19 protein-coding genes and 1 tRNA gene are annotated in these 18,682 nt (G+C 63.7%); 5 read left to right on the plus strand and 15 right to left on the minus strand.

The genetic code is table 11. The annotated features are described in order from the left end of the window. Positions 1–149: 149 nt before the first annotated feature. On the minus strand, positions 150–521 hold the full coding sequence (panD, locus tag Q0718_RS12995) for an aspartate 1-decarboxylase (RefSeq protein WP_298918779.1): 372 nt from the start codon (positions 519–521) through the stop codon (positions 150–152). Positions 522–639: 118 nt separating this feature from the next. Between panD and Q0718_RS13000 the strand changes: the two genes are divergently transcribed. Continuing rightward, entirely contained in the window at positions 640–1,125 is a 486-nt protein-coding gene (locus tag Q0718_RS13000) for an asparaginase domain-containing protein (protein WP_298918782.1), read from the plus strand. 157 nt (positions 1,126–1,282) lie between these two features. On the opposite strand, the gene Q0718_RS13005 is transcribed toward Q0718_RS13000, so the two are convergent. Then, positions 1,283–3,370, minus strand: a complete 2,088-nt coding sequence (locus tag Q0718_RS13005) for a S9 family peptidase (RefSeq protein ID WP_298918785.1) — start codon at positions 3,368–3,370, stop codon at positions 1,283–1,285. Between the two features lie 101 nt (positions 3,371–3,471). Here Q0718_RS13005 and Q0718_RS13010 point away from each other — a divergent pair, with 101 nt between their 5' ends. After that, positions 3,472–4,686 (plus strand): DUF2336 domain-containing protein, encoded by a 1,215-nt coding sequence (locus Q0718_RS13010; RefSeq protein WP_298918789.1) that lies wholly within the window; start codon positions 3,472–3,474, stop codon positions 4,684–4,686. A gap of 6 nt (positions 4,687–4,692) precedes the next feature. Here Q0718_RS13010 and Q0718_RS13015 read toward each other — a convergent pair whose 3' ends face one another. The 10 genes from Q0718_RS13015 to Q0718_RS13060 all read right to left on the minus strand — a co-directional run bounded on the left by Q0718_RS13015 (position 4,693) and on the right by Q0718_RS13060 (position 12,896). Further along, positions 4,693–5,376 carry an energy transducer TonB gene (locus Q0718_RS13015; protein ID WP_298918792.1) on the minus strand — a complete coding sequence of 228 codons (684 nt, stop codon included), beginning with the start codon at positions 5,374–5,376 and terminating at the stop codon, positions 4,693–4,695. A gap of 123 nt (positions 5,377–5,499) precedes the next feature. Continuing rightward, positions 5,500–7,026, minus strand: a complete 1,527-nt coding sequence (locus Q0718_RS13020; RefSeq protein WP_298918798.1) for a hypothetical protein — start codon at positions 7,024–7,026, stop codon at positions 5,500–5,502. A 184-nt stretch (positions 7,027–7,210) separates the two neighbouring features. Next, entirely contained in the window at positions 7,211–7,834 is a 624-nt protein-coding gene (locus tag Q0718_RS13025) for an energy transducer TonB (protein ID WP_298918801.1), read from the minus strand. Positions 7,835–7,849: 15 nt separating this feature from the next. Continuing rightward, complete coding sequence (locus Q0718_RS13030) at positions 7,850–8,245, minus strand: biopolymer transporter ExbD (protein ID WP_298918804.1); 396 nt, start codon at positions 8,243–8,245, stop codon at positions 7,850–7,852. Positions 8,246–8,334: 89 nt separating this feature from the next. After that, a complete protein-coding gene (locus tag Q0718_RS13035; RefSeq protein ID WP_298918806.1) occupies positions 8,335–8,754 on the minus strand; it encodes a biopolymer transporter ExbD in 420 nt (139 codons plus the stop codon). 13 nt (positions 8,755–8,767) lie between these two features. Next, entirely contained in the window at positions 8,768–9,301 is a 534-nt protein-coding gene (locus Q0718_RS13040) for a MotA/TolQ/ExbB proton channel family protein (protein WP_298918809.1), read from the minus strand. Positions 9,302–9,396: 95 nt separating this feature from the next. Beyond that, positions 9,397–10,806, minus strand: coding sequence for a MotA/TolQ/ExbB proton channel family protein (locus tag Q0718_RS13045; protein ID WP_298918812.1), 1,410 nt, complete (start codon positions 10,804–10,806; stop codon positions 9,397–9,399). A 24-nt stretch (positions 10,807–10,830) separates the two neighbouring features. Then, positions 10,831–11,613, minus strand: a complete 783-nt coding sequence (locus Q0718_RS13050; RefSeq protein ID WP_298918815.1) for a DUF3450 domain-containing protein — start codon at positions 11,611–11,613, stop codon at positions 10,831–10,833. A 57-nt stretch (positions 11,614–11,670) separates the two neighbouring features. Then, complete coding sequence (locus Q0718_RS13055; protein ID WP_298918817.1) at positions 11,671–12,477, minus strand: DUF3450 family protein; 807 nt, start codon at positions 12,475–12,477, stop codon at positions 11,671–11,673. Between the two features lie 343 nt (positions 12,478–12,820). After that, positions 12,821–12,896, minus strand: a tRNA-Gln gene (locus tag Q0718_RS13060). A gap of 232 nt (positions 12,897–13,128) precedes the next feature. On the opposite strand from Q0718_RS13060, the gene sppA reads away from it, so the two are divergent. Together sppA and Q0718_RS13070 are read left to right on the plus strand one after the other, a co-directional pair. Then, positions 13,129–14,925 carry a signal peptide peptidase SppA gene (sppA, locus tag Q0718_RS13065; RefSeq protein ID WP_298918821.1) on the plus strand — a complete coding sequence of 599 codons (1,797 nt, stop codon included), beginning with the start codon at positions 13,129–13,131 and terminating at the stop codon, positions 14,923–14,925. 266 nt (positions 14,926–15,191) lie between these two features. Further along, on the plus strand, positions 15,192–16,094 hold the full coding sequence (locus tag Q0718_RS13070) for an MBL fold metallo-hydrolase (protein ID WP_366523892.1): 903 nt from the start codon (positions 15,192–15,194) through the stop codon (positions 16,092–16,094). 6 nt (positions 16,095–16,100) lie between these two features. On the opposite strand, the gene Q0718_RS13075 is transcribed toward Q0718_RS13070, so the two are convergent. Together Q0718_RS13075 and pdxH are read right to left on the minus strand one after the other, a co-directional pair. Next, on the minus strand, positions 16,101–16,967 hold the full coding sequence (locus Q0718_RS13075) for a DUF1499 domain-containing protein (RefSeq protein WP_298918826.1): 867 nt from the start codon (positions 16,965–16,967) through the stop codon (positions 16,101–16,103). 19 nt (positions 16,968–16,986) lie between these two features. After that, the gene (pdxH, locus tag Q0718_RS13080) at positions 16,987–17,658 is read right to left on the minus strand and encodes a pyridoxamine 5'-phosphate oxidase (RefSeq protein ID WP_298918829.1); all 672 of its coding nucleotides are present in this window, start codon (positions 17,656–17,658) and stop codon (positions 16,987–16,989) included. A 123-nt stretch (positions 17,659–17,781) separates the two neighbouring features. Here pdxH and Q0718_RS13085 point away from each other — a divergent pair, with 123 nt between their 5' ends. Next, positions 17,782–17,997, plus strand: a complete 216-nt coding sequence (locus Q0718_RS13085; protein ID WP_298918832.1) for a DnaJ domain-containing protein — start codon at positions 17,782–17,784, stop codon at positions 17,995–17,997. 75 nt (positions 17,998–18,072) lie between these two features. Here Q0718_RS13085 and Q0718_RS13090 read toward each other — a convergent pair whose 3' ends face one another. Further along, complete coding sequence (locus Q0718_RS13090) at positions 18,073–18,516, minus strand: OmpA family protein (RefSeq protein WP_298918835.1); 444 nt, start codon at positions 18,514–18,516, stop codon at positions 18,073–18,075. Positions 18,517–18,682: the final 166 nt, after the last annotated feature.

The raw sequence follows: 18,682 nt of genomic DNA on the forward strand, positions 1-18,682 counted from the left end.
GGCAGTCGTAATCGGCCTTCGCGGAAGGACTTTTACACCCCCGCCGCGGCAAAAGCCCCGCGGCCGCACCGATGCCCCTGCGTAAATGAGATCGGCGCCTCGGAAGACCTGTCCGGAATGAATAGGGACGCCCGAAGCGGCCCGTATCGTCAGCCATTCGCCGCCAAAGGCGGGCTGATGACCTCGTTATCCTCGTCCAGCAGCACGACTTTCGGGTCGTAGCTTCTTGCCACGTCGGCATCCATCTGGGCGTAGGTGATGATGATGACCTTGTCGCCCAGCTGCACCTTGCGCGCCGCCGCGCCGTTCAGGCCGAAGGTCTTGGACCCGCGCGGCGCGGTGATGGCATAGGTGGTGAACCGTTCCCCATTGGTGATGTTCAGAATGTCGACCTGCTCGTTGGGCAGGATACCAGCCAGGTCGAGCAGGTCCCGATCGATCGAGATCGACCCTTCGTAATGCAGATCGGCCTGAGTCACCGTGGCACGGTGGATCTTGCCTTTCATCATGGTGAGGATCATGGGGTCTCCCGATTGCTGACATGCCCTATATAGGGTGTGGCGCAAGCACGCGAAAGAAGAACCCGCGAATGCGCATGGCTGTTCCCCGGCCGTTCGATCCGCGTTCAGGAGTCTGATTATGGACGTTCTCATCCTCACCACGGGCGGCACGCTCGACAAGGTCCACGATCTGGTGCGCGAAGCGCTGGTCTTCGACCGCGAGGAAGGCTCTTGCGTTCCGGCCATCCTGGCGCAGGCCCGTGCCGATTTTCCGCGCGTCGAACAGCTCATGACGCTGGACAGCCTGGACATGATCGATTCCGACCGCCGGCAGCTGGTCGACGCCATTCTGAAGGCGCCGGAAACGCATATCGTCATCATCCACGGCACCGGCACGATGGGCGTGACGGCACGGTTCATCGCCGAACGCGTGCAGGACCGCACCGTCGTGCTGACCGGCGCGATGCGGCCCCATTCGCTGGGCCGGTCCGATGCGGGCTTCAATCTGGGCGGGGCGGTCGTCGCGGCGCAAGTCTGCGCGCCGGGGGTCTACGGCGTGATGAACGGGCGAGTGATCGGAGCGCAAGAGCTGGAAAAGAACCGGACGACGGGGCGGTTTGCGTAAAGACTGGCCCTCTCGACCATCTTTCCGGTAGGATCTCCGGCACAGGCCTTGAGCCCTCGCTGCCGCTTGGCGCGCTGGAGTGCCGCGCGGCAACGAGAGACCATCCTGCTCGCCATGCTGCGCCCGGTGCCCTTTCGCCGGCAGGACGACAAACCGGCTAGGACAAACCCACGGCCATCAACGCAAACGCATATTCCGTCGCCGTCTCTTTCAGAGATTTGTACCGCCCGCTTTCGCCCTGATGCCCCGCATCCATGTTCATCTTCAGCAGGATCGGCGCCTCGCCCGTCTGGTGGTCGCGCAGCGTTGCCGCCCACTTCGCGGGCTCCCAGTAGGTCACGCGCGGATCGGTCAGGCCGCCCGTGATCAGGACGGGCGGATAATCAGCCTCCATCACGTTCTCATAGGGGCTATAGGACAGGATCGTCCGGAAGGCGGTCTCGTCTTCCAGCGGATTGCCCCATTCGGGCCATTCGGGCGGGGTGAGCGGCAAGTCGGCGTCGCTCATCGTATTGAGCACGTCCACAAAAGGCACGGCTCCGATCACGGCGCCGAACAGGCCCGGATCCTGGTTGAGCGCTGCTCCGACCAACAGACCCCCTGCCGATCCGCCATGCGCTATGATGCGCCCGCGCGCCGTCCATCCCAGATCGGCCAGCGCCCGTCCGGCATCGACGAAATCGTTGAAGGTGTTGACCTTTCCGGCCAGCTTGCCTGCTTCGTACCAGCCATAGCCCTTGGCCATGCCACCACGGATATGGGCGACGGCATAGACGACCCCCCGGTCCACGAGGGACAGCCGTGCCGTGCGGAAGTCGGCCGGAATGGTGTGACCATAAGAGCCGTAACCGTAGAGCAATAACGGGTTCGTGCCGTCCGGCTCGATGCCTCGCTTGTAGAGCAAAGTCACCGGCACACTCTGCCCGTCGCGCGCCGTGATCTCGATGCGTTGCGTGGCGTAATCGGCCGGATCGTGACCGCTCGGCACGCTCTGGCGACGCATCAGCGTGCGTTCTCGGCTCGCCATGTCATAGGCATAGACCGAAGCCGGAGTCGTCGGACTGCTATAGCTGTAGTGCAGCGTCGTGGTATCGTATTCATACCCGCCGACCAGACCGAGCGAATAGGCCGGTTCGTCCATTTCTATGCCGTGTTCCTCGCTGCTCTCCATATCGCGCACGACGATGCGCGGCAGGGCATTGATGCGCTCCAGCCGGACCATGTGCCCGGCGTAGGTTTCCAGACCGAGGATCAGCCGTCCCGGTTCGTGATCGATGAAAGACTGCCATTCCGCCGGGTCACTTGCCTCGCCCAGCGGCGTGCCGGACTGAAAGACGGCGAAATCCACCGCCTTGCGGTCATTGGACAGGATGTAGCTGCGACCGTCCTGCGGCGACACGCTGTACTCCACGCCGGTCCGGCGCGGCGCGAAACAGACGGGCGGCCGGGCTGGGTCGTCCATCGGCACGGCCCAGACTTCGCTCGTCGTATGGTCGTGCGCCGAAATCGTGATGTGCCGGTCATCGTCCGACGTGCCGACCCCCACGAAGAAACCGGGATCCGACTCTTCATAGGCGAGCCTTCCCTCGCCGTCCGCATCGACGCTGCGATAGCGCACGGCAGACGGGCGCTGGTTTTCGTCGCGTTCGACCCAGAACAGCGTCTCGCTATCCGCCGCCCAGACCAGCGCGCCGGCCGCCTTGTCGATCCCCGTGAACCGAGCCTCGGCGCCTTCTGCGGTCTTGATGAAGACCTCGTTGTTCTCCGACCCTTTGAGGTCCAGACCATAGGCCAGCCGCGCGTGATCGGGGCTGTGGCTGACATCGCCGATATCGAAGAAACCGTCCGCGCCTTCGGACAGCGTTTCGGCATCGAGCAGCGTCACCGCCTGCCCGCCGTCGCGCGGCTCACGCATGTAGGTGCCATGCTCGTGTCCCGGCTCATACCGGTGGTAATAGCGCCACGGCCCGTCCGGCAACTTAGTCGATGAGCGCGCTGGTTCCAACCGGCCTTTCATTTCCTCGAACAAGGTCTCTTCCAGGTCGGACAGCGGCCCCAGCACGGTCTGGGTGTAGGCGTTCTCGGCCTCCAGATGGGCGCGTATGTCGGGCGATAGCTTGGCCGGGTCGCGCAGCACGGCCTGCCAGTTCTCGTCCTTCAGCCAAGCATAATCGTCGGACCAGTCATGGCCGAAGCGGGATTGGGCGAGCGGGCGCTTATCGGCGCGGGGCGGTGTGTGTGTCATGGGACGCGCTCTAGGACGCCGCTCACGGAGTGTTAAGGGCTCCCATTTACCATTTTCGTCTCCGCCACCGCTTTTCGCGGTTCGCATCGATACGGGGCCTCATGTCTCAGACGCTCGAGCTCGATTCCGCCATGCAGGCCGCGCCCAGGCCGGGTGCGGTGCGGCGCCAGCTGGTCAAGCGGTTGGCGGACGCGATCTGCCTGCCCGCGTCCAAGCTCACGCCGCAGGAACGCCATATGGCTGGCGACGTGCTGGTCGAACTGTTGCGCTCCACGGAAGCCGACATCCGGGAATCGGTGGCCAAGCGCCTCGTCATGCTCAACGAGGCGCCGCGCACCATTCTGCTCATTCTGGCCAAGGACGAGATCCGCATCGCCCGGCACGTGCTGGAAAACTCCAAGAGCCTGACCGATTCGGACCTCATCCAGATCGCCCGGCAGGTGAAACTGCATCACCGCAAGGAAATCGCCCAGCGGCGGCACCTGTCCGATGCCGTGGCCGACGTGCTGGTCGAATTCATGGAAGAGGACGTCGTCGAGACATTGCTGAAGAACAGGGACGCGAACCTGTCCGATACGGCGCTGCAGCGCATCCTCGTCGCATCGCGCGCGCACCAGACCTATGTGGAACTGCTGGCCCGCCGCGACGAACTCCGCCCCAGCCATGGTCTCACCATGTTCTGGTGGGCGGACACGGCCAATCGGCGGCGCATCCTGAAACGGTTCGCCGTGACCCGGCATGTGCTGCAGGACAGTTGCGCCGATCTCTACGCGTTGGCCGCCGCGGAAGGCTGGAACGACTCAGGCGTGCGCAAGGCGCTGCAATTCATCGAACGGCGCCAGCGCAACCGGGTGGCGGTCCAGCGCTCCCCCTATGACGGTCTGGAAGCCGCAATCGAGGATATCAGGCGGACCGGCCTGACCCGCACCGCCATGGAGGAGATCGCCTACATGGCCGGGATCAAACCGGCGACGGGGGCGCAGATCCTGACCGATGCGGGCGGCGAGCCGATTGCCGTCTTCTGCAAGGCGCCCGGCCTGTCGCGCGAACATCTGGAAGCGTTCTGGATCGCCTTGGGCCGCCCGACCCAGGCCGATGACGGCACGCCCGCCCCGGCCTTAGCCCGCGCCATGGAGACCTATGACACGATTTCGACGGACAAGGCGCAGACCGTGCTGCGCTATTGGAACTGGTCGCTGACGGCCTCGCTGGGACCGGAAGTGCTCGACTATATCCGGAAGGGCGTCATCCCGCGCGAAGAGGAATTCGGCGCCGCCGCGATCACGGCCGCGCTCGTCTTTTCCCACAAGGGCTGAGGTCCGCTACTCCGGAATGACGTCGCCTCTTTCGTCGCGCAGATCGAAACGGATGCGGGTCTCGAACCCGGTCCGGGCGACCGGCAGGCCGTCGCGAATTTCGGGCCGGTAGGTCCATTTGCCGACCGATTTCTCGGCGGCGCGCTGGAACAGGCTCTGTGAACAATAGGATGCCCGAACATTGAAGGGCCGGCCGTCCGCGCCGATGTCGAAGGCGACACGGCAATGGCCCGACCGCATCGCGCGTGGCGGCATGACAGGCGGGATGCGCACGAGCGGCGCCGGATCGCCGTCCTGTATCGCCATGTCGTAACGCGTCGGGACGATGAACGCCTCGAGATCCAGGACAGGACCCGGTTGAGCCGTGCCGACGATCGGTTCGCTCGGAATCCGGGTCTGCGGAATCTCCACAGCGGGCGGCGGTGGCGGAACGTCGATGATGTCCGGACGCGGCGGCGGTTTGCGGTCTTTGATCAGGACGGTGTCGTCCGGTTTGGCGTTGATCTCGAACGCGGCCAACTCGATCGTGTCTTGCGGCGTGAACTCTTCCGAAATCAGCGTCGTCATGACCAGCAAGAGGGAGACCGTAACGCCGACCGCCAGGACCGGAGCAACGAGGTGACGCCATCGGCCGAATCGAAACTTCGTCGATGACTTGTCCAATTCGGGGACGTTCCGGATCGCTATCATGTCGGCACCTTTCACATTACCGTTATTACATAACGGATTTTGAGGCGTCGCGAAAGTGTCTCGTGCAGATACGAAAAACCCAGCCTTGCGGCTGGGTCGATAATTTGGGCTTTAGCGGAATTCCTATCCCGTCGTCGTGCGCACATAGAGCGAGTCATACTCGTCCTTGAACCGTGCGCAGCTCTCATCGTCGAGATTGAAATCACCTCCGGCGAAGACGAGATTGTCATAAGCCAGCTTGATCTTGGAGAAGCACAGCTCCTTCTCGACATTCTTCTCGAATTCGCAACGGCGCTCGACAGCGGACCGCTCGTCGGAGACGAACTGGATCCATTTGCGGGCATTGCGCGACTCGCGCGAACCGGACGGCACCTTGCGGAATGCTTCGATGGCGCGGGCGCGAATGCGGGTGATCGGCGCATTGTCCATCTCCTCCGGCGTCATGTCGCAGGTCAGACGCTCGGCGTTTTGCGTGGAATCGTAGATGCAATTGGCCACCTGCATCCAGGATTTGCCGGCGTCGTAACCGCGGGAGATGGCATTGCCGAACGATTCCTGCGCCTTTTCGCAATTCCCCTCATTGTAGTATGCCTCTCCCAGCGCCGCATAGAGCTTGGCGGAATTGGACGACCGGGCCGCCTCTTCCAGCACGGGGATCGCCTTGTCGTATTCGCGGGCCGTGCGGTAATATTTGGACAGCTCTTCGAGGTTCTCGGCCGTCCGGGCAATGCGGCCATTGCTCATCTCGCGTTCCAGGATCTGCGCCGCCTGATAGGGCATCTCGTAGAAGGAGTAGTACTGGATGACTTTCTTGATGTCGTCTTCAGTGGTCAACGCGCCGCCCAGATAAAGCATCTTGTTGACCTCGAACGCGTCTTCCTCGCGCCCGCCATTGCCGAGCATGGAGGCCCAGCTGTTCCACAGCGTGTTGTCCTCCGGCCATTTCTGGATCATTTCCTTGACGATGTCGGCCTGTTTGCCGGTCATGCCGAGATTGTTGTAGATGAAATTCAGCAGGTCGAAATGCTTGCGCTCTTTCGGGTTCGCCTGGTTGAACCATTTTTCCGCCCATGGCAGAGCGCGCTTATAGTTTTCCGCTTGGGTCCAGGCATTGACGAGCAGATCGACGTGGGAGGGCTCTTCGCGCAGACCTTCGCGCAGATATTGCTCCAGCCGTTCCGCCCCTTCGGTGTACTGCTCGTTCATGATCATCAATTGGGCGATGATCACCTTGATCGTGTCTTCATCCTTGGGCAGCAGACCGCCGGAGCTGATCGCCGCTTCGAAGGACCGCAAGGACTGGGACGTGTTCTTCAGATCGCTATAGGTCTGGCCGAGCATCTGGTAGATGATGGACTTCTCATAAGGGTTGAGCGGCGTGTCCGATGAAATCAATCCGTTGAGGATGTTGACGGCCTGTTGCGGGTTGGTCTCCATGACCTCTTGCGCTTCGGCCACTTTTTCACCCGCGGCGGCGGAGAACTGACGGCCCTCGGCCGGCTGCTGTTCGTCGTCCTGGGCGAATGCGGTATCCGTCCCGAACGGTGCGGCGGCGCCGAGAGCGGCGACGGTCAACAGGCTCGCACCCAGCAAGGCGGCAGATCGCCGTCCGGTGCGCTTTGCGAATGTCGTGATCGAACGATGTGTCATGGTCGTCTCCCGTAGCGTCGCGGCGTGAAGCCGAATTGTTCTTTACCAAACCGGCGCTGGGCCGACTTGTCCCGTGCAGGCCGCAAGACGGCCGGTTCGTCTCTCCGATCCGAGATGGGATCGGGCTGCATGCATTGGGAGAGGGTGGAACCGCTCCACAACATCACGTTTCAGTCAGACATCCCTATTCCGGAATGATATTGCCTCGTTCGTCTTGAAGGCGAAAGCTGACCTTGGAGATCACGCCGACCCGTCCGACCGGGCGCCCCTCTTGAATTTTCGGATTGTATTTCCACTTCTGGACCGAGCGAATGGTCGGGCGCTCGAAGACCGATTGGGTGCAATAGGTCGCGACGACGTCGAAAGGCTGGCCTTCGGGGCTGACGTTGAACTTCACGTTGCAATGCCCGGATTTCTCGGCGCGGGGCGGCATGATGGGCGGGATGCGCACCAGAGGCTGGGCGTCGCGGTCCGACACGGTGATCTGGAATTGCGACCGGTCGATTTCGGGGGCTTCGAACTCCGGCACGGCGCCCTCCATCGAGGCGATCGGCTCCGACGGACGGTCGGCCTTGGCGCGTTCGATCTGCGGCGGCGGGGGCGGCGTTTCGATCTTCTTGACCTCAGTAATCGTGGTCTTTCGCTCCAGGATCTCGATTTCCTCGACCTTCGGATTAATCTCGAACGAATCCAGCTCGAGCTTGTCCTCGGGTTTGAACTCCTCGGAGATGAGGCTCATCATGAGGACGAACAGGACGACCGTGACGATCGCCGCGGGAATGATGGCCAACCAGCGCAAAGCACCCATGATCTCGTTTCCTTCCTATTCGGTTCCGACGCGGGTGGTGACACCCAGGTCCTGGAACAGTTCCTGAACCCCCATGACGGTTCCGACATCGGCGTTCCGGTCCGCCTGTATGATGGCGTTCGCTTTCGGCGTTTCGTCCCGCATGGCGGTCAGGATCGGCCGGATTTCCTCGATCTGATAGGGACGTTTGTCGATCCAGATGTTGGACGAACTGTCCACCGCGACCAGAATGGTCGGATTCCATTCGGCATCCGTCGTGGCGTCCGGCTGGATCGGCTCCAAGCCGGGCGTCTTCACGAAAACCGACGTGACGATGAAGAAGATCAGGAGAATGAAGACGACGTCGAGCATCGGCGTCATGTTCAGTTCCGTGCCTTCGTCTTCGATTACGGTGCGGGAACGGCGTGCCATAAAGTTACCTTATACCAAAAATCTGTCGCATCGGCAATATGCCGCTACAGTCGGCGGATCGAGGCCGATGCGGCCCGTCGATCCGAGCCTTATGCCGCACCCTCGATCACTTCGATCTTGGATTGCATGCCGCGCCCGTCCACCCCGTCCTTCAACTGGACCAGCACGTCGTGCTTGGCCTCGGGATGGAACCGCAAAATGACGGACGCCCCCGGCTTGTCGGCCAGTTGGCGTTCGACCCGGGCCATGACGCCGCTGCAGGTGGACCGCGCCCCGTCCACGGAACACTGGCTGTTTTCATCGACATAGACGGTGATGGCCGGAGGACTGTTGGGCGGCGGCGGCTGGTCTTCGGGCGGCGGCGGCGGCTGCGTCAGGTCGAGGCCGGTTTCGTCGAGAAACACGGCGGTGACGATGAAGAAGATGAGCATGATGAAGACGATGTCGAGCATCGGCGTCATGTCGACATCGGCTTCGTCGTCGCGGTTGCGGCGGCGGTTGCGTCTCATGGCGGCGGCCTCCTTATGCGATCACGGGACCGCGGTCGACGACGAGCTCGTCGGCGAAGCGGGCAGTCTCGCGCGCGCTCCAGCGCGGCAGGACGGTTGAGAAATAGAGCCCCGACAGAGCGGCGAGCATGCCGGCCATGGTCGGGATGGTGGCCCGAAACACACCGCCGGCCATGAGGCGCGCGGACGACGATCCGGAATAGGCCAGCACGTCGAACACGTCGATCATGCCGGTCACCGTGCCGAGCAGGCCGAGCAAAGGAGCCAGGGCGACCAGCGTCTTGATCAGCGACACGTTGGAAATGGTGCGCTCCTTGACCTGGCTGATCATTTCGTCGCGGATGGCGAGCGCCCGCCAGGACGACCTGTCGGCGCGGGCGTCCCATTCGGCCTTGAGGCGGCTCTTCATCGGCTTGTGGGCGATCAGATAGTAGGCGATCCGCTCCAAGATGAAGGTCCACATCACGAAGATGAGGATCGCGATCGGGATCAGGACAGGTCCGCCCTGCTGCAGGAAGCTTTGAAGGCCGCCGATGATATTGCCCATTGGGTCGCCTTTCGAAGGTCAGCTGTGGCGGCGCGAAGCGGCGAATGCCGCCGCGCCGTGGCTGGTTGGCAGGGCCGCAAGGGCCCCGCCAACGCTTAGATGTTCGTCATGGGCGCAACACCGACCGTGCCGACGCCGCGCGATTCCACGTGGCGGGCCACGATGCCGGCGGACTGCTCTTCGAGCGTCGACTGGACACCGCGCGCCAAGCTGGCGGCGAAGCTGTGGATGATCAGCAGCGGGATCGCCACGATCAGGCCCAGCATGGTGGTCACGAGGGCCACGGAGATGCCGCCGGCCATCAGCTGCGGGTCACCCGCACCGTAGATCATCATGGCCTGGAAGGTCTGGATCATGCCGGTCACGGTGCCGAGCAGGCCGAGCAGCGGTGCGATACCGGCGATCAGCTTGATGAAGTTCAGACCGAACTCCAGCTTCGGGCTTTCCTGCAGGATCGCCTCGTCGAGTTTCAGCTCGACCGTGTCGGCATCCGCGTTGCGGGCGCCTTCATAGGCCAGCATGACACGACCCAGCGCGTTGGACTTGGACGGCTGCGATTTACGCTTCTGTCCGGCCACGGCCATGCGGATCAGGAACAGACGCACGATCAACAGGATGCCGAGGGCCGCCGTGATCAGACCGAGTCCGATGATGATCATGCCGATGGGACCGCCTTGCATGGCGCGTTCCCACGGCCCGGGACGCAGATCGAAGGTCTTGAGCAGTTCGCCGCGCGTCGGGTCGATCGGCGCATAGACCACGTCGCCCGCATTCGCGGACAGGACGTCATTGGCAGCCGACTGGATCGCGCCGCCCGGCTGGGCCGGCAGCAGCGACAGGAGCGGCAGGTCTTCGCCCGTCGCTTGCGGGGGGTTGTACTGAAGGAACTGGCCGTCCTGGTTGAAGGCAACGAACGGACCGACGCGCGTCACGTCGGCCGCGCCCTCGATCCCGGCGACTGGCGCACTGAAGGTCTCGACCTCGCGCTGCTGCTCGATTTCGTTGAGCATGGTCTGCCAGATGGCGTTCAGATCGATGGCGGACGGCAACGCATCGGATTCGGCGACGCGGCCCAGCACTTCGGTGCGATTGGGGAACTGCGCCGTGATCAGCGAACGGTCCAGCGTGGACTTGAACTCACCGGCCATGGACCGGGCCAGACCGAACACTTCGCCGAATTCGCCTTGCGCTTCGGTCAGCTGGCCTTTCAACTCGTCGATACGGTTCTGGTTGGCCTGGAAACTGGCCTCAACCTGACGGGCGCGAGCCTCGAGCTGGGCCAGTTCGTTGCGCGCGCGCTGCAACTCGGCCGTCTGCTCGCTGGCACTGGACTGGAACTCGGCGACGCGCTGCTGGTTGATGCGCTCCTGCTCGGCGGCGTCTGAACGCACCTGGTTGAGCAGCTCCTGGATGGAGTTGATCTGGCCGAAGGCCGGAGCCGACAGCAGGACCGAACCTGCCAGAGCCGTCATCAGGGCGGCCATTGCGGATTTGAAGAACTTCATGGTCTTGTCTTTCCCTGGTTTGATTTAAGAGCCGGCCGCGACAGGCGCGAAGATGACTTCCGGCGCGGCCTGTTCGCGCGCGACGCGGATCGTCTGGCGGATTTGGCGGGCATCGACCTCGTTGAGCGGCACCCAGCCGCCCTGGCCCATGTCATAGCGCTTGGCGGAACCGTCGCGCTTGTCGAGGAAGATGAACGACGTACGGCCGAAACGGATGAAGTCGACCACGTTGCCCGGCTCTTCCGGATGCACGCCCTCATAGCTTTCCGTGGAATAGCCGTAGGTCGCTTCGATCTTATAGGCGTTGAGCACCTGGCGATACTGTTCGGCCGGAGAGACGGCCGGGTTTGCCAGCGCGTTCTGCACGCGTTCGATGCGGCCCAACCGCTCGTTGACGCGGAACGGCACATCGGCGCGGATCGCATCTTCGAGCGCGACCGTCATGCGAAGCATCATCGGGCTCATGCCCTGCTTGATCTGCTCCACCGTGCCGAGCTGGTTCTGAACCGAGGCGATTTCGGACGACTGGCTGTCGAGGAAGATCTGCTGCTGCGCCACGAACAGGCGCGTATTGTCGAGCTGTTGCAGCACGGCGCGGTATTCGCGGACCGCCGAACCGGCGGCGTCGTCGGCCTCTTCGACCTGGCGCTGGGCGGCGGCCGAGGATGCGGTGGACTGCCGCGCGGCGGACAGGGCGGTGTCGAGCTGCGCCTGCGCCGGGAGCGACAGGGCCAGCGTGCCGCCCAGGGCCATCGCCCCTGCGGCGCAGGCGAGCCAGGCCCGCTTGGCGATGGATGTAGTCGGCATGATGTCCTTCCAAGTCTGGTTCATATCTTCAAGTCCCGTAATGCGCTTGTGCATGGCCTAGCTGGCATCCGCTCCGGCTTCACCGATGCGGATCGGAGCCGAAATCGTGGAAATGGCGGATTCGCCCCGGGCGATCCGCACGCTCTGGCGAAGCCCGAGCAATTCGGCGTTGGAGAGCGCTTCCCATTCGCCGCCGGCCTGGTTGAACCGGTAGCCTTCGGAACTGTCGCGCTCCAGATAGAGCAGAGCGAGACGGCCGAAGTGGATATAGTTGCCGTCGTAGAGCTGATCTTCGAGATCGGTGATCTCGGCCCCGCTGTTGAGCGCGCGACGCTGCTCGTCGTTCAGGTCGCACAGCGCGGAGTCGACATCTTCCTGGCAAGCCTGGAACCGGCGCCCCTGGCGTTCGGCGATCGGGTTGTTGCCGGTATAGGAACCGACCTGGTAGCCGTAATTCACTTCCTGGCCATAGAGCTCCATGGCACGACGGTAGGCATCGCCGACGGCGACATTGTCGCCTTGCAGATCCTCGCGAAGAACGTCGAGCAATGTGAACCGGCGCTCGACGCGGAACGGAAGGTCGGCCACCATGACCTTTTCGATTTCAGCCACCATCTCGCGCACCATCGGCAGCAGCGCCTGACTGGCATCGGTATCCGCGGCCGCTTCGATCTGGGCGCTGAGCTCTTCGATCTGGGCTTGCTGTTGGCGGACATAGAAATCGCGCTGGGCGATGTTGATGCGGCGGTCGGCTATCTCTTGCAGGACGGCACTGTACTGGTCGGCCAGCGGCGCGGTGGATACGGGCGGCACCGCCTCAGGAGACTCGTCCGCGTCCTGTGCGTGGGATGCAGTCGCCGCCAAGGCGACACCCAAGCAGGCAGCTGCACTCAGAGCAAACTGCCGGGCAATTAGGGTTGGCACCACTCACGTCCTCCATTCAGCGCGGCTTCTTGTCGAGCCGTGTCGTGCGGTCGCCTACACGGGCGATAAGTCTTAATCAATCACTACCTCGGCGACTCCGCAACGGTTTTATTTGGGAACCTTCGCGAAGCCTTCGTTTTTTTACCCATGTTACGAAAAACTGTCGGAATTGTGACGGTGTCGGATATTGCATCCTATTGTTACTTATAGATTTTTCCCATGGATTGCAGCCATTGATTGTGCGGTCGGGCAACTGCAAGGCTTTGGGAGAATCGGGGCGGGATGGCTGGGGTGGCTGGACTCGAACCAGCGGTACACGCTACCAAAAAGCGTTGCCTTACCAACTTGGCTACACCCCATCGACCCGCGGCGCTTCGGTCTTGGAAAACCGTCCGCCCATCTCCGGTGAGCGCGGCTTTTATGAGCGACTTTCCCAAAAGGCAACGGCGAATTTCCCCCGGATTGCAGCCTGCGGCACAGGCGGCTGACGATGGCCCTTTTCAATCGCCCCGGGACGTGCCACATATCGAAAAACGGTAAATTACATTTTGCGGACCGACGACGCGCAGGATCAACACAAACGAGACAGGCATGGCCGACATCATCCATCCCCGCAAACGCCTGAGCGGCACGAAGGTCTTCTTCATCACCGTCCTGGGTGTCGTGATCGGCCTGTTCCTGTTCTTCTTCCTCCTTATGATGTTCTTTGTCTCGCTCGCCGCCATCGCAACGGGCGGTGAGGAGACCGGCGGCACGTTGGTGCTGGAAATCGATCTGCGCGCGCCGCTGATCGATTCGCCCACGCCGCCGAGCCTGTTCGCCGACAGCGATCCCTCCGTCGTCGGCATCGTTCGGGCGCTCGACCGCGCCAAGACAGACGACAAGGTAAAGGGCGTGTTCATCCGCGGCGAAAGTTTCGGCATGGCCCCGGCCAGCGCCGAGGAGTTGCGCCTCGCCCTTCTGGACTTCCGCGAATCGGACAAATTCGTCATCACTCACGCCCAGGGGCTGAACAGCACGTCCATCATCCCCTACCAGGCGATCAGCGCGTCGGACGAAATCTGGCTGCAGGCCAGCACATCGATCGCAACGGCTGGGCTCTATTCCCAGACCGAATTCCTCGGCGGCGTCATGGAAAAGATCGACGCCCAACCGCAATTCGTGCGCCACGGCGCCTACAAGAACGCGGTCAACACCTACACGGAAACGGGTTTCACGCCGGAACATCTGGAAGCCACGACCAGCTATCTGACATCCGTCTTCGACGATGCCGTGGGCAATATTGCTGCGGACCGGGGTCTGGACCGGACGCAGCTGCTCGGTTTGCTGGACACGGCGCCGCATAGCGCCAGCGCAGCGCTCGATGCCGGCCTCATCGACCGGCTCGGCTATCTGGAAGAGGCGCGCGACCATATCGAGACGCTGACGCAGGACGAGGATACCGTCTTCAAACCGATCGCCGATTACGCACCGAAAGGCCATTACGGCCAACCCGTCATTGCCCTCGTCGAAGGCCAGGGCGCAATCATGCCCGGCGATGGCGGCAGCAGGGACATCTTCAACCCGGCCGCCAATATCGGCGGCGAATCCATGGCGGCGGCGCTCGATGCCGCACTGGAGGAAGAGGATGTGAAGGCGGTCCTGCTGCGCGTGAGCTCGCCCGGCGGCTCGGCGGCCGCTTCCGACCAGATCATGGCCGCCGTCAAGCGCATCCAGGATGCGGGCAAGCCCGTGATCGTCAGCATGGGTCAGTACGCCGCCAGCGGCGGCTACTATATCGCCGCGCCGGCCGACCATATCGTCGCCCTGCCCCAGACCATCACCGGTTCGATCGGCGTGTTCGGCGGCAAGTTCGCGCTGGAGGAGACGTTCGCCAATGTCGGCTTCAACGTCGAGGCGGTGCGCATCGGCGGCGACTATGCCGGGGCCTACAACACCGACGAACCCTTCACCGAATCACAGCTCGAAGGGTTCAGCCGCGAAATGGACCAGATCTATGACGACTTCGTCGGCGTGGTCGCCAGCGGCCGCGACATGAGCCGCGACGCCGTCATCGCAGTGGCCGAAGGCCGGGTCTGGACCGGTCGCCAAGCCCATGAACGCGGTTTGGTGGACGAGCTCGGCGGCTTCGACACCGCCCTTCGCGCCGCCAAGCGCCTGGCCGAGATCGACGAAGACGAGGCTGTCCGCCTGCGCCGCTTCCCCCGCCCCAAAACCCGCGAAGAGCTGTTCAACGAACTGTTGACCGGCTCAGCCGGCACCGCGCAGAGCCTGGAACGCCTCGGCGCCGTGATGGACCTGCCGGAAGTGCAGACCCTCATGCGCGCCCGCTCCGCCCTGCAAAACGGCACCCAGGAATTGCGCGCGCCCTTGCCTGCGATAGAGTAGGCCCTGAAGCGGCAGGCCCTGTTGGGGGAGGCTGCAATGACATGCCTTTCTCGCGATTGACATCCGCAGCCAAGGATCTGTCGCGTCAAGCGCGTCAGCTGGACGGACCACCCGAACGTCACGGTATTGTCACGGCGACGAAGCGGGGTTGCGTCTGGACGCCACGCGGCCGAGCATTTATGAATCCTCTCAAAGAGGTCCCGCCACGACAGATCGGGCCGCAACAGGGACCGCTGCGGCGCGTGGACGTGCCGGGCACTGCATCCATGGCCATTCCGTTCGTCAGAGACTTCACCTTCGACTACGGCGTTCCCGACCGGTTGAGCGAACGCGTGACGCGGGTCGTCGCGGACAATCCGGGACCGTTCACCTACACGGGCACGGGCGTCTATATCGTCGGCGGCGGGGAAAGCGTCTGCGTGATCGATCCCGGTCCGGACACGTCCCCCCATCGCGAAGCGCTCGACCGGGCGCTGGACGGCAAGTCGGTCAGCCATGTCCTCGTCACCCATCATCATATCGACCACAGCCCGCTGGCCGCACCGTTGGCGGCTCGGCATGGCTGCAAGGTCTATGGCTACGGCTCGCAGCCCGTACCGCCCCAAGGCGGGGAAATCCGCCTGGAAGCAGGGGATGACCTGTCCTTCAAGCCCGACGTGGAAATCCGCGACGGCGAACGGTTCGACGGGCCGGACTGGACGCTCACCGCGATCCATACGCCGGGTCACACATCCAACCATCTGTGCTTTGCGCTGAGCGAGGAGAACTGCCTGTTCTCCGGCGATCATATCATGGGCTGGTCCACCTCGGTCGTTTCGCCGCCGGACGGGGACATGGGCGACTATCTGGCATCGCTGCGGCGCGTCCTCGATCTGGATTTCGACGTGATCCGCCCGACGCACGGCCCGGCCATCCACGATGTCCGCCCCTTCGTGCAAGCCTATATCGATCACCGCCTGGCCCGCGAACGCCAGATCGCGGACGCCATCGAAGCCGGCTTGACCACCATCGGGGCGATCGTCGCAGACCTCTACCGCGACGTGGACACGCGATTGCATCCGGCCGCCGCGCACAGCGTGCTGTCCCATCTGATCCACATGCGCAAGACGGGCCGCGTCACGGCCGACGGGCCGGACGGATTGCGGCGGGAATACAGGACCGCCGCCTAGGTCGCCCTACTCCGCCATCCGGTCGAGGAACGCGCCGATGCGTTCGGCATTGGCGCCGAGATCAGACCCGCCGACCCGGCTGACCGAGCGCACATCCAGCCGCGTGCCGCCGCCCGGCGCCGGGCGCAGGCGGATGGCCACATCGTCCTTGAAGCCATACCAGAAGGTCGTATCGGTCGCGTCTATGCGGCCCGCGGCGGGATCGGCCTCTTTGATCGCCCAGCCCAGATCGCGCGCGACCTGTTCGGCACGGCCGAAGACGGTCTGCGGCGGCTTGCTCAGCACCAGGGTTCGGATCTTGGGATAGGCCTGCGTCTGCAGGGCCGAGACCAGCTCGCTGCCCTCGCCTCTCGCGCGCTTGCCGGCATAGTCGACCGTGTTGACGCCGGGCGTCGCCTCGCGCTCGGCCATGATGGCGGCGCCGAAAACCGGCGGATCCTGCGTATCGGTCGTGATGTCGTGAATGAAGGGCAACTCCGCTGCCTTGGCCTGGACCCCGCGCTGATATGCGAAGGCCAGGACGGGCACGGCAACGGCCAGCAAACCGATCAGCAGTCCCTTGCGCGGCTTGATGAAGAACCAGGCCGCCAAGGCGATCAGCCCCGCTGCCAGCGTCGCCGCCAGCAGCATGGGCCCGATCTCGCGGGTCATCGTTCCGAGCCCCGTGCGCCATGACCACAGGCCCCACTTCGCGCCCAGCCCAGCCAGCATGAACCAGAGCGGCGAGAGGATGGCGAGCGCAAGCGCCGCCCACAGGATCCATCGGCGCAGGCGCACCCGTCTGGGCACATGGCCGTGATCGACGGGCCGCGCCGTTTCGGTCACGACGGGGCCGTGATCGGGCAAGGGTTCGGTCGGGTCGCTATCGGTCATGTGCCCGCCTTAGCGCGGCTCACGGATAAAGACGAGTCTTCCCCCAGCCCGTGTTGCCGCTGGTCCGGTCGGTGCGGGTGAACAGAATGCGGTCATGCAAACGGAAGGCCCCGTCCTGCCAGAACTCGATGGCGTCCGGCACGACGCGGTAGCCGATCCAGTGCGGCGGGCGCGGCACGTCCTCGCCGTCGAAGCGGGCTTCGGTCGCATCCATTTCGGCCAGCAATTCGTCCCGGTCCTCGACGGGCCGCGACTGGTCCGACGCCCAAGCCGACAGGCGCGATCCGCGCGCGCGGTTGGCGAAATAGGCGTCCGAGCCCTCCGCCCCGACAGGCGCCACCTTGCCCCTCACCCGGACCTGGCGGCGCAGCGACTTCCAGTGGAAGCAGAGCGCAGCACGCGGCACTTCGGCCAGCTGCCGCCCCTTGGCGGATTCGGAATTGGAGTAGAAGGCGAACCCGTCCGGCGACAGGCCCTTGAGCAGCAGAATGCGCACGTCCGGCTGCCCGTCGGCGCCCACGGTCGCCACAGACATGGCGTTGGGATCGTTCGGTTCCGTTTCGCGCGCCGCGGCAAGCCACGCATCGAACAGCGCAATGGGATCGTCCGCCGCGATCCAGGACAGGTCGCGCTCGCTTTCGTCGGACAGATAGTCCGTCGCCGTCGGGGAACCCGGAATGGAGTCCGTCATAACCTTGATCCTTGCTTGGAAGCGCGCCGTTAACCACGCCTCTTAGGGCCTTGTTGACTCACTCTGGCCATATTCACGATGCATTAATCACATCGCTCTCAACATGAAAGGACGGCCTGTCTCATGACCCGCCAGAAAGCGCTTCTCACCCTTGGCTGTCCCATGAATGCGCGCGAAGCCGAAATCCGGTCCGCCTGGCGCAAGAAAGCCAAGTTTTTCCATCCGGACAGCCCCTACGCCAATATCGGCGCCTTCATGCAGGCCAAGACGGCGTTCGAAACGCTGATCCCCCCAGCGCCGCAATCGGTCCGCGTCCGCGCGGGCGGACGCCGCTTCTAGAGGCCCGCTCTTTTCCACAAGAACAAAAAAGGCAGGTCCGCGGACCTGCCTTTTTCTTGTCCGGTGCACGCCCGTCTACATGTCGGGGATCAGCGTGACCACGGCGCGGCGCTCGAACGCGTCCGGCTCGTTGTCGTCGATGATGGTGCGCTCGCCCATCGACACGACGCTGGCGCGGTCGGCCCGGATGCCCCGGTCGTTCAGTGCGTCCAGCACGGATTCGGCGCGGTCTTCCGACAAGCGCAGATTGGCGGCGCTATTGCCGACGCTGTCGGCGTAACCGACCACTTCGATGCGGAACAGGTCGCAATCGTCATAGGCCATGGCGGCTTCCTCGATCGTATCTTGCGCGCCCGAATTCAGGGCCGACGATCCGGTCGGGAAGAAGACGGCGTAGGAGCGCGCGTCGCAAACATCGAGGTCGGCGCGGTCATAGGTCCGGTCCACGGTGGCGCAAGCCGTCGCGGCCAGGCCGACGATAGCGGCAATGGCAAGGGTACGCAGGTTTCGTGTACGCATGGAAAGTCTCCCGTAATGTTGCGATGACGGATCAACCGACAGGTACGACAATTGTTCCCACCTCGCCCCCTCAGGTTTGCGTCCCGCCATGCGGGTCTAAGATTGCCAACGGCAATCGTCGCAAACCTTGTTCCGCAGGAACACGCGTCCCAAAGGACGCGAAGGG

It is taken from the genome of uncultured Algimonas sp., from assembly GCF_947498175.1.
Taxonomy (GTDB): domain Bacteria; phylum Pseudomonadota; class Alphaproteobacteria; order Caulobacterales; family Maricaulaceae; genus Litorimonas.